At 63.7% G+C, this 15927-nt stretch carries 9 protein-coding genes; 1 reads left to right on the forward strand and 8 read right to left on the reverse strand.

Annotation, left to right across the window (positions count from 1 at the left end):
• Positions 1 to 3: 3 nt before the first annotated feature.
• The 8 genes from AQZ52_RS13135 to AQZ52_RS13170 all read right to left on the reverse strand — a co-directional run bounded on the left by AQZ52_RS13135 (position 4) and on the right by AQZ52_RS13170 (position 15089).
• Entirely contained in the window at positions 4 to 1257 is a 1254-nt protein-coding gene (locus tag AQZ52_RS13135; protein WP_067912185.1) for a sarcosine oxidase subunit beta family protein, read from the reverse strand.
• 5 nt (positions 1258 to 1262) lie between these two features.
• Positions 1263 to 2501 carry an aromatic ring-hydroxylating oxygenase subunit alpha gene (locus AQZ52_RS13140; RefSeq protein WP_067911506.1) on the reverse strand — a complete coding sequence of 413 codons (1239 nt, stop codon included), beginning with the start codon at positions 2499 to 2501 and terminating at the stop codon, positions 1263 to 1265.
• A 4-nt stretch (positions 2502 to 2505) separates the two neighbouring features.
• A complete protein-coding gene (locus AQZ52_RS13145; RefSeq protein WP_067911509.1) occupies positions 2506 to 5013 on the reverse strand; it encodes a GcvT family protein in 2508 nt (835 codons plus the stop codon).
• Positions 5014 to 5226: 213 nt separating this feature from the next.
• Positions 5227 to 6876, reverse strand: a complete 1650-nt coding sequence (locus AQZ52_RS13150; protein ID WP_067911512.1) for a trimethylamine N-oxide permease — start codon at positions 6874 to 6876, stop codon at positions 5227 to 5229.
• Positions 6873 to 8540 carry a choline dehydrogenase gene (gene betA, locus AQZ52_RS13155; protein WP_067911515.1) on the reverse strand — a complete coding sequence of 556 codons (1668 nt, stop codon included), beginning with the start codon at positions 8538 to 8540 and terminating at the stop codon, positions 6873 to 6875. The genes AQZ52_RS13150 and betA overlap by 4 nt, the downstream gene beginning before the upstream one ends.
• Positions 8527 to 9936, reverse strand: a complete 1410-nt coding sequence (betB, locus tag AQZ52_RS13160) for a betaine-aldehyde dehydrogenase (RefSeq protein WP_067911518.1) — start codon at positions 9934 to 9936, stop codon at positions 8527 to 8529. Before betB ends, betA begins: the two co-directional genes overlap by 14 nt.
• A gap of 130 nt (positions 9937 to 10066) precedes the next feature.
• Positions 10067 to 12517: a TonB-dependent receptor gene (locus tag AQZ52_RS13165; protein ID WP_067912188.1), complete on the reverse strand. Its 2451-nt coding sequence runs from the start codon at positions 12515 to 12517 to the stop codon at positions 10067 to 10069.
• A gap of 229 nt (positions 12518 to 12746) precedes the next feature.
• A complete protein-coding gene (locus AQZ52_RS13170; RefSeq protein WP_067911521.1) occupies positions 12747 to 15089 on the reverse strand; it encodes a transketolase in 2343 nt (780 codons plus the stop codon).
• 137 nt (positions 15090 to 15226) lie between these two features.
• Between AQZ52_RS13170 and AQZ52_RS13175 the strand changes: the two genes are divergently transcribed.
• On the forward strand, positions 15227 to 15700 hold the full coding sequence (locus AQZ52_RS13175) for an Lrp/AsnC family transcriptional regulator (protein WP_067911524.1): 474 nt from the start codon (positions 15227 to 15229) through the stop codon (positions 15698 to 15700).
• Positions 15701 to 15927 lie beyond the last annotated feature (227 nt).

Below are 15927 nucleotides of genomic sequence, written 5' to 3' on the forward strand. Positions count from 1 at the left end.
GCCTCAGTGCGCGACGGCGGCGGCGGCCGCCTCGTCGATCAGCCGGCCATTGCGGAACCGGTCGAGATTATAGGGCGCGTTGATCTTGTGGGGCTCGTCATGCGCCATGGTATAGGCGAGCAGGTCACCCGCACCCGGGGTCGCCTTGAACCCGCCGGTGCCCCATCCGCAGTTGACGTAGAGGCCCTTGACCGGCGTCTTGCCGAGGATCGGCGAACGGTCCGGCGTCACATCGACGATGCCGCCCCAGGTGCGCAGCATCCGCATCCGCGTGAAGATCGGGAAGATCTCGCAAATCGCCGCCAGCGTGTGCTCCACGATATGGAACGCGCCGCGCTGCGAATAGCTGGTGTACTGGTCCGTGCCCGCGCCGATCACCAGTTCGCCCTTATCGGACTGGCTCATGTAGGCATGCACGGTGTTCGACATGACCACGCATGGGAAGATCGGCTTCACCGGCTCGGAAACCAGCGCCTGCAGCGGATAGCTTTCGAGCGGGAAATCGAGCCCGGCCATCTTCATGACCAGCGAGGTGCTGCCCGCCGCCGACACGCCGACCCGGCGCGAGGCGATGAAGCCACGTTCGGTCTCGACGCCTTCGATCGCGCCATCCGCGCCGCGGCGAATGCCCGTCACCGCGCAGTTCTGGATGATATCGACGCCCAGTGCCGAAGCCGCGCGCGCATAGCCCCAGGCCACGCTGTCATGCCGCGCCGTGCCGCCGCGCCGCTGCAGCGCGCCGCCCAGCACCGGATGGCGCGTGCGCGGCGAGATATCGAGCGGCGGGCAATAGGCCTTGCACTCTTCCGGGGTCAGCCATTCGTTGTCGACGCCGTTAAGCCGGTTGGCATGGATATGCCGCTTGAAGCTCTGCACATCATGCACATTGTGCGCGAGCATGAGCACGCCGCGCTTGGAATACATGATGTTGTAGTTGAGCTCCTGGCTGAGCCCGTCCCACAGCTTCACCGCATGATCGTAGAGATGCGCGCTCTCGTCGTAGAGGTAGTTCGAGCGGATGATCGTGGTGTTGCGCCCGGTGTTGCCGCCGCCCAGCCAGCCCTTCTCGATCAAGGCAACATTGGTGATGCCGTACTTCTTCGCAAGGTAATAGGCCGCGCCAAGCCCGTGCCCGCCCGCGCCAACGATGATCGCATCGTAGCTCGCCTTGGGCGCCTTGTCGGGCCAATGCTCGGGCCAGCCCTGATGGCTGCGGAACGCCTCGCCGATCAGGTTGAAACCGGAAAACCGCTTCATCGTTGTCATACCCCAAGCGCGGCGCGGCTGCGCTCGACGTAGAAGGCCTTGAACGCGTCCACCAGTTTCTCCTCGACCGAATACATGCCGGGGCGATAGCCATCGCCCTTGATGCCGGCGTGGTTAACGGCCGAAAGATGGCTGTCCTGCGCATTGGTCGCGCGCCACACCGCTGCAAGGTTTTCGGGGTCGTAGTCGACGCCTTCAACTGCATCTTCGTGCACGAGCCAGGTGGTCCGCAGCAGCGTCTTGTCCGGTCCCAGAGGGGTGAGCGAGAACGTCACGACGTGATCGCAGCAAAAGTGGTGCCACGAATTGGGCTGGGTCCAGATCGACAGGCTGGTTTCTTCCTTGTCTCCGTGAGGCCAGATCATCTTCTTCGAGGCGGGCTTCCCATCCAGCGTCTGCGTCACCGCGCCGTTCGCCAGCGGCAGGCGCGCAACGCGATGCCACCAGCCATCAGGGAACTCGACAAGCTCGTGGAAGATGCCCAGCTCCATCCAGCGCTGGCGCTGCGCCTCGAGCATGGCGTCGAACGCGGCGTCATCGACGACATCGTTCTCGCCGTCCTCGGGCAGCCCCTTCCCGAATCCATAGGTCGAAAGGGACTTCAGCAATTCGGGATGGCTCGCATCGCAGTGATAACACTCGCGGTTGTTTTCCATCACGAGCTTCCAGTTGGCGGGCTCGATCAGGTCATCCTGCACCGCGACCTTGAGCTTGGTCATGTCGTAGATGGCGATCTGCTCTTCGATATCGGCCTTCACCCGGTCGATCGGCGGGGGATTGTCAGAAAGGCAGAGGAAGATCAGCCCGCCGATGTTCTCGAGCGCCACCGGGCGGAGCCCGTAGTCTGCCTTGTCGAACTCTTCGGGCATGTTGCGCGCGGCGAGCAGCTTGCCATCGAGCGCGAAGGTCCACTGATGATAGGGGCACACCAGACGCGCCGACTTCCCCGCGCCGTCACACAGTTTCGCGCCGCGGTGGGTGCATGTATTGTGGAACGCTTTGATCGCGCCGTCCTTGCTGCGCACCACGATTACCGAAGTCTCGCCTAGTTCGAACAGGAAGCGATCGCCCGGGTTCTCCACATGCGCCACGGTGCAGGCATAGAGCCAGACCGACTTGAGCATGACCTCGGTATCGAACTTGTAGGCTTCCTCGCTCACGTAGAGCTTCTGCGGCAAGGTGAAGCCCGGCTTGTCCTGCTTCAGGCTTTCGGCAATCGCGTCAAAGTGCATCATGGGATCAGCTCCGCAATGCGTTGTTGTCCGGGTCGAACGGCGAATCCGGGATGATGACCGCGCGGTGCGGCTCGCCCAGGATCACGATTTCCAGTTCCGTGCCGACCGCAGCGTGTTCCGGCCCGACCATCGCGAGCGCGAGGCTCTTGCCGCAGCGCCAGCCATAGCCGCCCGAGGTCGCGCGGCCAACCAGCACGCCATCGCGGAAGATCGCTTCCGATCCGCGCGCGTCGGCATCGGTCACGCCCATCACCTCGAGCGTCACGAACTGCCACTTGAGGCCGGCTTCCTTGCGCGCCAGCAGCCCCTCGCGGCCCTTGAACGCGGGCTTCTTGAAGCTGACGAAGCGGTCGAGCCCGGACTCAAGTGCGGCATATTCGATCGAAAGCTCGCGCGGGATCAGCTTGTAGCTCTTCTCGATCGCCATCGCAGTCATCGCGCGGATACCGAAGGGCTTGATCTGGAACTCCGCGCCCGCCGCCATGATCTTGTCGAACAGGTAGTTCTGCATCTCGATCGGGTGATGGATTTCAAAGCCCAGCTCGCCGATGAAGTTCACCCGCAGCAGATCGACCTTGGCGCTGCCGAGCGAAACCGACTGGCCGGTGAGCCAGGGGAACGCCGCGTTCGAAAGATCGCTGCCGGTCAACTTCTGCAGCACCGCGCGCGACTTCGGACCCGCCACGACCAGCACGCCCATCGCCGTCGTCAGCCGCTCGAAGCGCACCGAACCGTCGGTCGGCAGGGCCTTCAGCAGATAGTCCTGGTCATGCCGCTCCAGCGCTCCCGCCGAGACGAGGTAGTAAGCCTGCGGGCCCTTCTTGTAGACGGTGAACTCGGCGCGCACTCCGCCTGCATCGGTCAGCAGGTAGGAGAGCGTGACGCGGCCGATCTTCTTCGGCACCACATTGGAGAGCAGGCCGTTGAGCCAGTCTTCCGCGCCGGGGCCGGTGATCATGCACTTGGCGAACGCCGACATATCCTGAATGCCGACATGCTCGGAAACGTGGCGGCATTCGTTTCCGACATGCTCGAAGTAGTTCGAACGGCGGAACGACCACTTCTCGCGGATCGGCTCGCCCGGCACATCGGGGTGATTGTGGTTCAGGATCACGTCGGGCTTGTCAAGCTCCGCCTCGGTGAGCTCGTAGCCTTCCGGCGCGAACCAGTTGGGGCGTTCCCAACCGAACACGCTGCCGAACACCGCGCCAAGCGCCTTCATCCGGTCATAGCATGGCGTGCGGCGCAGCGGACGCGCGGCCTCGCGCTCCTCGTCCGGGTAGTGCACGGTGAAGACCTTGGCGTAGGCTTCCTCGTTCTTCTCGATGAGGTAGCCCTCACCCGCATAGTCGCCGAAACGGCGGGGATCGACGCCCATCATATCGATGCTCGGCTCGCCCTCGACGATCCACTGCGCCAGCTGCCAGCCCGCGCCGCCTGCGGCGGTAATGCCGAAGGAGTGGCCTTCGTTGAGCCAGAAGTTCTTCTTGTCCCATGCCGGGCCAACGATGGGCGAACCATCGGGCGTATAGGCAATCGCGCCGTTATAGACCTTCTTGACGCCGACTTCGCCGAACGCGGGCACGCGCGCAATGGCCGAGAGGATGTACGGCTCGAGACGCTCCAGCGCATCGGGGAACAGCTCGTACTCGCTGTTGGCCGCCGGGCCCTTCACGTAGCACGCGGGCGCGCCGACTTCGTAGGGCCCGAGCAGCAGGCCGCCGGCTTCCTCGCGCATGTACCAGCTGGCATCGCTCTCGCGCAGCACCCCCATTTCCGGGAGGCCCGCCTTGCGCCGCGCCATGATGTCGGGGTGTTGCTCGGTGACGATATACTGGTGCTCGACCGGCACTACAGGAATATCGAGCCCGACCATCTCGCCCGTCTGGCGCGCGAAGCTGCCGGTGGCGGAGACGACGTGCTCGCAGGTGATCTCGCCCTGATCGGTCGTCACCACCCATTCGCCATTGGCCTTCTGGGTGATGCCGGTCACGGTCGTATTGCGGTAGATCGTCGCGCCGCGCTGGCGGGCACCCTTGGCGAGCGCCTGGGTGAGGTCGGCAGGCTGGATGTAGCCGTCCGCCGGATGCTGGATCGCGCCGATTACGCCGGTCATGTCCGCCAGCGGCCAGATCGCCTTGACTTCGTCCGGGCTCAGGAAATTGACCTCGACGCCGATCGTCTTCGCGACGCCGGCATAGTACCTGTACTCGTCCATGCGGTCGCGCGTGGTGGCGAGGCGGATGTTTGAGACATTGGAGAAGCCGACATTGAGCTCGGTCTCGGCCTCCAGCGAGGGGTAGAGATCGACCGAATACTGGTGCAGCTTGCCCACCGAGTACGAGAGATTGAACAGCGGCAGCAAGCCCGCCGCGTGCCAGGTCGAACCCGACGTCAGCTCCTTGCGCTCGATCAGAACGCAATCGCTCCAGCCCAGCTTGGCAAGGTGATAGAGCGTGCTCACGCCCACCACACCGCCGCCGATGACCACTACCCGCGCTGTCGTCTTCATTTCGCCCTCGGCTTTCGCTTTTTCTATATCAGATGTCCGATATGCCAGCCATGGCCGCGCGGCTGAACCGCTCATTGCGGCTATCGCAAAGACTAATGCTGGGTATTAGGTAAAAAACACCACCGTCCTTCCGAGGCCAGGCCAAGTCCCCATTTGTCCGTGCGCGAAAAATGGCGCGGTGGCGGGCGCGAAGCGCATGACGGAGGGGGTCTTCTAACCCACCGGCACAGGCAACCTGGCGAGGCTATGCGCCCCGAGAACCACAACCGCCGCCCCCACCAGCGCCAGCCACGGAAGCACGCCTGCGCGCTTCACCGCGGGGCTTTCCGCAAAGTCTTCTGACAAGGCGGCCGGAAACACGCCCTTGTCCTGCACGTAATGGCGGAACGCAAAGACCGGCAGGATCAGCAGCACGCCGATGAGGCCATTGCGCAACGTCCCCGCGCCATAGACATCCGCCCCCGCCCCCATGAAGGCCATGTTGACGAAACCCAGCAGCGCGCCAAGCCCGAGCAGCCACGTCGGGCAGCGGAAGGGCCGCTCCCAGCCCGCGCGGTCCATGCGGTGGATCCAGCCCGATTGCAGGTTGAGGAAATTGAACGCCATGTAGCAGACGTTGCTGATCATCAGCACCGCGAAGTAGTCCGAGGCGAGCAGCAACACGAGGTTGAAGGCAAGGTCGGTCCACATCGCCGCGGTCGGTGCGCCGTGGCTGTTCACGCGGGCCAGATACTTCGGCAGCCAGCCATCGACCGCCGCCTGATAGAGCGTGCGTGAGGAGCCCATCATCGAGGTCATCACGATGAGCAGCAGCGAGAGGATCAGCATCGCGATGAACAAGTTGGCGACGATGACTGCACCACCCGCCGTCACACCCAGCCCCTTGGTCACGATGGTCGCCAGCGCCAGCGCCACGCCCGAGCCATCGCCGATGCGCGGGTCCATCATCGCTTCGAGTCCGAGAGAGGCCTGAAACGCCAGCGGCACCAGCGCAAAAATCACGATGCACAGAATGCCCGAGGCAATCAGCGCGCGCGGCGTATCTTTCGCCGGGTCCTTGAACTCGCGGGTATAGCAGACCGCCGTCTCGAAGCCGTAAGTCGACCAGCCCGCGCCAAACATCGCAGCGGCCATCAGGGTCAGACCATAGCCATCCCAGGTGCCAAAATGCGCATGCCCCGCCGCATCGCGCACCAAGGGCAGGATCGGAAACAGGTTCTGCGCCGGCAAGTCCCCCGTGATCAACGGCACGAAGCCGACCAGAATCAGCGGCGCGAGGCAGGCGATGCCGAGGATCTTCTGCGCATTGGCCGCCTTGGCCGCACCGCCATGCTGCAAGGCAAAGGTCAGCAGCAGAAACGCCGTCCCGATGATCGAGACGGCATTCACGCGCAGCGTCAGCTTGTCGCGGATAAAGCCCAGATCGAGCAGCGTGATGTGCCAGGTGTTGATCGCGCTGTCGGGCGCGAACAGGCTCGCCATGATGTAGCCCGCCGCCAGACTGGTGCCGAGGGTCAGCACCGGTGACCACGCCAGCCAGTTGCACCACACAGAAATCGGCGCCACGAATTTGGAATAGGGCAGCCATGCCGCCGCGCCATAGACCGAGGCCCCGCCAGACTTGTGCGGATAGAGGCCAGCGATCTCGGCGTAGACGAAGCTCTGCAGGAACCCCATCATGATCGAGGCGATGAAGATCACCCAGCTCGGCTGGCCGATCATCGTGGCGATTCCGCCGATGGTGAGGAGCACACCCGCCGGCACGCCGGACGAGGCCCAGAACGCGCCTTTCCAGTCGAGCGAGCGCAGCAGCTCGCCGTTCTCCTCGACCCCGGTGACGTCGGCGATCGCGGCTCCGCTCATCGTTGAGACGTCTCCCAATTCGGTGCGACATAGTAGGGCGCGTTCGAGGGCGGGAGGAGTTCACGCCCGAGGATGTGATCCGCCCCCTTCTCGCCGATCATGATCGTCGGCGCATTGAGGTTTCCGGTCGTCACCGAAGGCATGACCGAACTGTCGACCACGCGCAGACCCTCAACCCCGATCACGCGCAGCTCCGGATCGACCACTGCCATGGGATCATTCACCGCCCCCATCTTGCAGGTGCAGGAAGGATGGTAGGCGCTCTCGACCTTCTGACGAATGAAGGCGTCGATCGCCTCGTCGCTGGTCACGTCCGCACCAGGCTGGATCTCGCGCCCCCGCCAAGGCGCGAAGGCCGGCTGCTGGAAGATCTCGCGCGTCAGCCGCACACAGGCGCGCATTTCCTCGATATCGTCGGGATGCGTCATGTAGTTGAAGCGGATGACCGGCTTGTCCGCCGGATCGGCGCTGCGCAGCGTCACCGTACCCCGGCTCTTTGAGCGCATCGGCCCGACGTGGGCCTGAAAGCCGTGCTCGCTCGCCAGCGAATTGCCGTCGTAGCTCACCGCCATCGGGAAGAAGTGGTACTGGATATCCGGATAGCGGATGCCCGCCTTGCTGCGGATGAAGCCGCAGGTCTCGAAGTGGTTGGTCGCGCCAAGCCCCGATTTCAGGAACAGCCAGCGCGCGCCGACCAACCCTTTGCCGAAGAGGTTGGCGTACTTGTAGAGCGTGACCGGCTGCGTGCAGGCCATCTGGAAATAGAACTCGAGGTGGTCCTGTAGGTTCGCACCGACCCCGGGACGATCCGCCACCACCGCAATGCCATGCTGCGCCAGCTCTGCTGCCGGGCCGATCCCGGAAAGTTTCAGCAGCTGCGGTGAATTGATCGGCCCGCCAGCGAGGATCACCTCGCGCCCCGCCTTCACGATCGACCGCTTGCCATAGCGCTCAATCTCCACGCCGACGGCGCGCTTGCCTTCCATTACCACCCGCGTGGCAAGCGTGTGTTGCAGCACCGTCAGGTTCGACCGACGCATGGCCGGGCGCAGATAGGCCTTGGCCGCGCTGCAGCGCTCACCGTTACGGACGGTCATGTCCATCCGGCCGAAGCCTTCCTGCCGGTAGCCGTTGACGTCGTCGGTGAGCGCATAGCCCGCTTGGCTCGCCGCATCGAGCCACGCCTGGTTGAGCGGGTTCTCGAGCGTGCCGTAGCGCGTATCGAGCGGGCCATCGCTGCCGCGATATTCATCGCCGCCCTCGTCGCGCCGTTCCGCCCGCTTGAAGTACGGGAGCACCGAGGCGTAGTTCCACCCCCGCGCGCCTTCCTCTTCCCAGCGTTCGAAATCCAGCGGATTACCGCGAATGTAGACAAGGCCGTTTATCGAGGACGAGCCGCCGAGTCCCTTGCCCCGCGGAGTGTGCAGCACGCGCCCATCGAGCCCCGGCTCGGGCTCGCTCTCGTAGTGCCAGTTCCAGCGCGTGGTGTTCATCGGGATGGCGAGCGCGCTTGGCATCTGGATGTAGATCGACTGGTCCGATCCACCGAACTCCAGCACGAGCACCTTGTGCTTGCCATCCGCCGAAAGCCGGTCCGCCAGCACGCAGCCGGCCGATCCCGCGCCGACGATGATGTAGTCGAACTCCCCGTCAGTAAGGGGCATCGATGGGCTCCATCGCGACATAGACGCTCTTCAGGCGCGTAAAGTGGTGGATCGCCTCGCGGCTGTTCTCGAACCCGAGGCCGGACTGCTTGAACCCGCCGAACGGCATCTCGACCGGACAGATATTGAACGTGTTGATCCAGCACGACCCGGCATCGAGCGCCGCAATCACGCGGTGCGCGCGGGTCAGGTCCTGCGTGAAGATCCCTGCCGCCAGCCCGAATTCGGTGTCGTTCGCGCGGGCGATCACCTCGTCCTCACTGTCGAACGGCAGCACGGTCATCACGGGTCCGAAGATTTCCTCCCGCACCACGGTCATGTCATCGGTGCATCCGGTAAACACAGTCGGCGCAACGTAAAAACCCGCGGCCGGAACACCGTCGGTGACGCGGTGGCCGCCGGTCAGGACTTCTGCGCCTTCGGCCTTGCCCGTCTCGATATAGCCCATGACCTTGTTGAGGTGGCCTTCCGAGATCAGCGAACCCATCTGCGTTGCCGGGTCGATCGGATCGCCCAGCTTGATCCGCTCGGTACGCGCCTTCAGGCTGGCGAGGAACTGCGGCAGAATGCTGCGCTCCACGAAAACCCGCGTGCCGTTAGAGCAGACTTCGCCCGCCGAGTAGAAGTTGGCCAAATGCGCGCCCGAGACCGCGTTCTCGATATCGGCATCGGCAAAGATGATCAGCGGCGATTTGCCGCCCAGTTCCAGCGTCACGTTCTTCAGCGTCGCGGCGGCACCCGCCATGATCCGCTTGCCCGTCGGCACGCTCCCGGTGAGCGAAATCTTGGCGATGCCGGGATGCTCGGTCAGCAGCGCACCCGTTTCGCCAAAACCGTGCAGCACCTGAAACAACCCGTCGGGCAGCCCCGCCTCGCGGTAGATCTTCTCCACCTCGATTGCGGTGAGCGGAGTCAGTTCCGAAGGCTTGAAGATAATCGCATTGCCACAGGCGAGAGCGGGCGCAGACTTCCAGCAGGCGATCTGGATGGGGTAGTTCCATGCGCCGATGCCCGCGCAAACGCCCAGAGGCTCACGCCGGGTATAGCCGAACGCAGCGGGGCCCAGATCGAGGTGCTCACCGGCAATTGTCGGAGCGATGCCTGCAAAGAACTCAAGACAATCCGCGCCCGAGACGACATCGACAACCAGCGTCTCCTGGATCGGCTTGCCGGTATCGCGCGTCTCCAGCGCGGCCAGCTCGTCATTGCGTTCACGCAGCAAGTCCGCTGCACGGCGCAGGATGCGGCCCCGTTCGGTGCCAGTGCGCTTTGCCCATTCCTTCTGCGCGGCCGCTGCTTTGGCAACGGCAGCATCGACCTCGGCCTTTCCGGCAATGGGCAGCGTTGCCAGCACTTCGCCGGTCGCCGGATTGATCGTCTGGAAGGTCTCGGTCATGGATTGGCGCTGTTCCTGATGGATAGGAATACCCCTCCGATCTGCCTGCGGCAGGCCACCTCCCCATTTCTGCAACAGGCATACAGGGGGAGATGGCTCGCGAAGCCAGACGAAGGGGTTCCTCTTCTACTTACTTTCCGAAGTGCCACACCGCATTGATGCCCCAGGTGCGCGGCTTGCCGTAAACGGTCAGGACGTCACCCCAGTAGGCCGAGCCGTCGAAGGCGTAGCTGCGGTATGCGCGCTCGAACACATTGTTGACGAACACAGCCAGATCGACGTTCGAGTTCGCTGGAGTGAGGCCAATGCGGACATTCTCGACATGGTACGGCTTCTCCCGCTCGACCGGCGCGCACATCACCGAGTAGCAGAACTTGCCGGTATAGAGCGCATCCGCCTGAAGCGAGGCACGGCCGATCCCGGTGTCGAACTCGTAGCGCACCAACGCATTGCCGGAGAAGCCTGGCGCCTGCGGAAGGTTGCTGGTCTTCACCGTCACGCCATCAGGCAGCAGCACGTTCTTGACTTCGCTGTCCTGCAACGCGCCCGAAAGCTGCAGCGTCAGGCCAGGGATCGGGCGGCTCGTGATATCGGCCTCGATGCCCTTGATCTTGGCCGGAAGATTGCGGACCACCTGGGCTGCAAACACCTGCACGAAGGCCTGGTAGTTCTTGTAATCATAGTAGAACGCGGCAAGATTGAACTGCGTGTTCCCCGGCAGCTTGGCCTTCACACCAAATTCGTAGGCGTTGAGCGTTTCTGGCCGATAAGGGATATTGTTGATCGTATCGATGAGCTGCGCCGGGAATGGGGTGCCGGTCGAGAACGTGAACCCGCCCGATTTCGAACCGCGGTTATAGCTCAGATAGACAAGCGTATCCGCGTTCGGCTTGTAATCGATTTCCGCACGCGCGGTCACGCCGCTGAAGCTCGGCTGTGCAGCATCAGGCGTGACGGTTACGCCGGAGGGCAAGCCGCTCTTGTAGCTCCAGCTTGTCGGCGTGGTGGCCGTACCGGGGCTGACATCGTTGTAGGAAATGTCATCCGGCCCGAAATGCAGCGATAGCGCATAGGGACCGACCGGCGATTCCGCAGTGTAGTCGCCGCGCTTCTTGTCGTGCCAATAGCGGATACCGCCGATCAGCTTGAACTGATCATTGATCTTGAATTCGTCCTGCGCGAAGAACGCGAAGCTCTCGGTGCGCTGCGTGAAGCGCACGCGCGGATCATAGCCGTCGAAGGGCGTGGCGTATTTCGCGCGGAACTTGCCGTCGATAATCATGCCGAACGCGCCGACGGTGAGGTAGTTCTGCCCGAACGTCGCCGCTCCGCGCAGTTCCTGCGTGTACTGGTTGGTCTGCGCACGCTGATAGAACACCGTGCCGGACTCATAGCACGTCACGCTCTGCGCCGGTGCAGGGCACGGCCCCGGGGCGCGAGGAGGCAGAAACTCCACATAAGGCAGTTCGGGCTGGCCGTCGCCGCTCTCGATGTAGAACTTCTTGAGGTAGGTGTAGTCGGTGACCGAGGTCACGTCGAAAACGCCGAGCTTGGCATCGAGCCGCAATGAGGCGCCGAATACCTTGCGATCGACATAGGCGTCACCCGTGCCCGCCGTCCGCCATGGATTGCCACCCTGAGAGGGGGTGATCGAGGGATTCTTGTAGCCGCTGCCGGTGGTGCCAACGGTGCCCCAGTAGGCGCAGGCCTCGTTCTCGCCAAGAAACTCGCCCTGGAACTGCGCATTGGGGCAAGCCGGGGCCAACGTGTAGACGCCGGCCTGACGTTCCTTGTCCGCCTGGGTGTAACGAAGGGTCAGCTTGGCCTTGAAGTCGCTGCTCGGCTCCCACTTCAGGATGGCGCGCATGGCCCAGTGGTTGTCTGCGCCGCGATCCGGCTGACCCGGCGTGATATTCTTGAGCCAGCCGTCATCACGCGAGTATTGGCCCGAAATGCGCGCCGTCAGCGTGTTCGAAAGCGGGCCGGACAGCGCGCCTTCAAGAATGGTCTGATTGAACCGGCCGTAGATCGCAGAAAGGTAGCCGTCGAGCTTGTCGGTCGGCTGGGCCGAGATGAACTGCACAGCGCCGCCTGTCGCATTGCGGCCGAAGAGCGTGCCTTGAGGCCCCCGTAGCGCTTCCACCCGCGCGAGGTCGAACACCGGGAAGCTCGCCGTGGTGATCGACGATGTGTAACTGTCATCCTGATAGACCGCGACCGGCGGTTCCTGCTGGTCGCCATAGTCGTTCTGCGAGACGCCGCGGATATTGTAGACCACCTGGCTCGAGCCATAGGCGTTGAACTTCAGGTTCGGGATCGCGCGCACCACGTCGGTTGCGTTGGTGATGTTGAGCGCCTTGATGTCCTTGGCGCCAAGAACGCTCACCGCGATGCCAACATCGTTGGCCTTCTGCTCACGGCGCTGGGCAGTGACGACGATCTCGCCGGTCTCAGGGCTGGCCGTGGTGGCTGTAGCCTGGGCGTCCTGTGCCGAAGCGGGTGTCGCCAGAATACCCAGCGTGATGCCCGCAAGGGCTGTGCCCGCCAGCATTGCGCGGCGGATGGTGCTCGTGTCCGTCATGATCATGTTCTTTCTCCCCGGAGGATCGCGTCCCTCCCGCTTCTCCAGATGCACAATGAAGTGCCTCAAGCCTCCGGCACGCGCAAGCATGCCCGGCGTCCGGAAAACCGTTCGTTCCCAGCCGATGCCAAACTGCAACAAGTATTTCAGAGGCTTAGCGCAAAAACCTGCACATCAAGGGAGATTATAATTTCCATTAGATGTTGGAATATAAAGGATTCGCCCCCGCTTACCCCTCCAGAAACAGCTCCGCCGCCGCGTCGATGATCGCATCGGCATCGAGCCGGTAGGTCCGATAAAGGTCCGGCAAATCTCCGGTCTGGCCGAAGCGGTCGACCCCGAGCGGGCTCACCCGCATGCCCTTGACGGCGCCCAACCATGACAGTGCGGATGGCGAACCGTCGATCACTGTCACCAGCCCCGCCCCCGGCGCCAGCGCACCCAGCAGCGTCTCGACGTGGCTCGGTTCAGGGCGCTTGCCAGTCCAGCGCGCGGCGCGGCGGGCCGACCAGCCGCGATGGAGCAGATCGGGCGACGTCACGTTGAGCAGCCCCAGCCCCGGCAAGTCTTCGCTGAGCGTTTCCCACGCAGCGATCGCCTCGGGCGCGATAGCACCAGTGAACGCGATCGCCGCCTCCGCGCCCGGTGCGGGACGCTTGAGCCAGTAGGCGCCCTTCAGCGCATCGGCCTCCCAGCGCTCATCCTCACGCGTCACTTGCGCGATCGAACGCGTGCTGAGCCGCAGGTAGACCGAAGCGCCATCGGGCTTCTGCATATGCTCGAAGGCATGGCGCATCATGAGCGCCACTTCATCGGCAAAGGCCGGCTCGAAGTAGTCTAGATTCGGCTGACCCATCCCGATCAGCGGCGTGTTGATCGATTGGTGCGCCCCGCCTTCCGCGCCGAGCGTCAGGCCGGAAGGCGTCCCCACCAGGAGGAACCGCGCGTCCTGATAGCAGCCATAGTTCAGAGCATCGAGGCCGCGCGCGATAAAGGGATCATAGACCGTCCCCACTGGCAACAACCGCGTGCCGAAATGCGGCGCGGAAAGGCCAAATGCTGCCAGAACCAGAAAGAAGTTGGTCTCGGCAATGCCCAGCTCGACATGCTGCCCGGCCGTGTTCCCCTGCCACTTCTGTGCCGAGGGGATGCGCGCGGCCTGGAACACATCCGTGAGCTCGCTCCGGCGGAACAGGCCCCGCCGGTTGACGAAGCCGCCGAGGTTGGTGGTCTGCGTCACGTCGGGCGCGGTCGTCACGATGCGGTCGCCGAGCGGATCGCCGGGGCGCGCCAGATCCATCAGGATGCGCCCAAAGGCCGATTGCGTGGATTGCTCCTCGCCTTCCGGCACCGGTAGCCGCGCGGGCACCGGGATGGCTGGCGGGCTATGCTCGGCAGGTTTCACTGCCAGCGCGCTGCGTTCGACAAAGGCCTTGAGCTCTGCCGCCAGATTGTCGCCCAGCCCGCCCCAGGGCTCCCATTCCGCGCCTTCGGCAATGCCGAGCTGCGCGCGCAGACCTTCGATCTGCGCGGTGTTCATCATGCCCGAATGGTTGTCCTTGTGCCCGGCCAATGGCAAGCCATAACCCTTGACCGTATAGGCGATGAACAGCGTCGGCTTGTCGTCATTCGCCTGCGCGAAGGCTTCGATCAAAGTCTCGGCACAGTGCCCGCCCAGGTTGGTCATCAGCTGCGCCAGCGCGCCATCGTCGAAGCTCTCGATCAGCGCCCGGGTCTTGGGCTGGTCACCCAGATCCTTCATCAGCCGCTCGCGCCATGCCGCCCCGCCCTGATAGGTGAGCGCCGCGAATTCGGCGTTCGGGCAATTGTCGATCCAGTCTTCCAGCGCCGCGCCGCCGGGCCGCGCAAACACCGCCTTCTGCAACTTGCCGCTCTTCAAGGTGATCACCCGCCAGCCGCAGGTCTCGAAGATATCGTCGAAGCGGCGGAACATGCGGTCCGCCGTGGTCGCATCGAGCGACTGGCGGTTATAGTCGACCACCCACCAGCAATTGCGGATATCGTGCTTGTAGGCCTCGATCAGGCACTCGTAGATATTGCCCTCGTCAAGCTCTGCGTCGCCCATCAGTGCGATCATCCGCCCCGCCTCGGCCTCGCTCATGTGCCCTTGCGCGATGCAGTAGTCCTGCACCAGGCTGGCAAAGGCGGTGATCGCCACACCGAGGCCGACCGAGCCCGTCGAGAAATCGACCGGGATATGGTCCTTGGTCCGCGAGGGATAGCTCTGCATCCCGCCAAGCCCCCGGAAGCGCTGCAACTGCTCTAGCGACTGGTTGCCCAGCAGATAGTGGATCGCATGGAGTAGCGGCCCGGCGTGCGGCTTCACCGCCACCTTGTCCTGCGGGCGCAGCGCATGGAAATAGAGCGCGGCCATGATCGTGCTCATCGAGGCGCAGCTGGCCTGATGGCCGCCAACCTTCATCCCGTCGCGCTTGGTACGGATGTTGTTGGCATTATGCACTGTCCACGCCGAAAGCCAGCGCAGCCGGGCATCGAGTGTCTCGAGCGCGGGGATCAGGTCGAGCTTGGGATTGGCGAGGACGGCGGTCATGGCGTGCTTTCGAATCCGGTTCAGGCTTTGAATGGGCAAACATAACGCGCCTCGAAAATCAGCGTCTTGCGAAGTTTGCCCCGTATAGCCATACATTTGGCATAATCTGCCACTTCAAACGCTATGAGTAAAAGATAATGCCGAATACCGATCTCGACGCGATTGACCGCAAGATCCTGCGCCGCCTCCAGCAGAACGGCCGCCTCACCAACCAGCAGCTCTGCGAGGATGTCGGCCTCAGCCCCAGCCCCTGCCTGCGCCGGGTGCGTGCGCTGGAGGAGCGCGGGGTTATCTCCGGTTACGTCGCCCTTGTCGAACCGGAAACGGTCGGCCTTCCCGTCAACGCCTTCGTGCGCATCCGGCTCGACCAGCAGGACGACCACCACCTTGCGACCTTCGAAAACGCGGTCGCCGAATTTCCCGAAGTGATGGACTGCTATCTGATGACCGGCGAGGCGGACTATCAACTGCGCGTCCTCGTCCCCTCGCTCGCGGCCTTCGAGGATTTCCTGCGCAAACGCCTCACGCGCATTGCCGGGGTGGCGCAGGTCACCACCAGCTTTGCACTGCGCCCGATCGTGAACCGCACGGCTCTCCCGGTTCAGGACTGAGGGCAGCTATCCTTCCTCGCACCTCAACCCAAACCGCTCATGCGGAGATTGTCAGAGCATCATACCTGACCGCCGGCCCAGCACCCTCGACAAGCGCGGTTTAAACTAAGTGCCGAAGACCTGAAGTCGAGACACCCCGCCCCCCCAAAAGCGCCAGCCGTCCACCAACCCTATTGGCTTAACCGCTCAATTAAGACTACATCGGAACGCGAACCACAAGCACAGTC

This window comes from Novosphingobium fuchskuhlense, assembly GCF_001519075.1.
Taxonomy (GTDB): domain Bacteria; phylum Pseudomonadota; class Alphaproteobacteria; order Sphingomonadales; family Sphingomonadaceae; genus Novosphingobium; species Novosphingobium fuchskuhlense.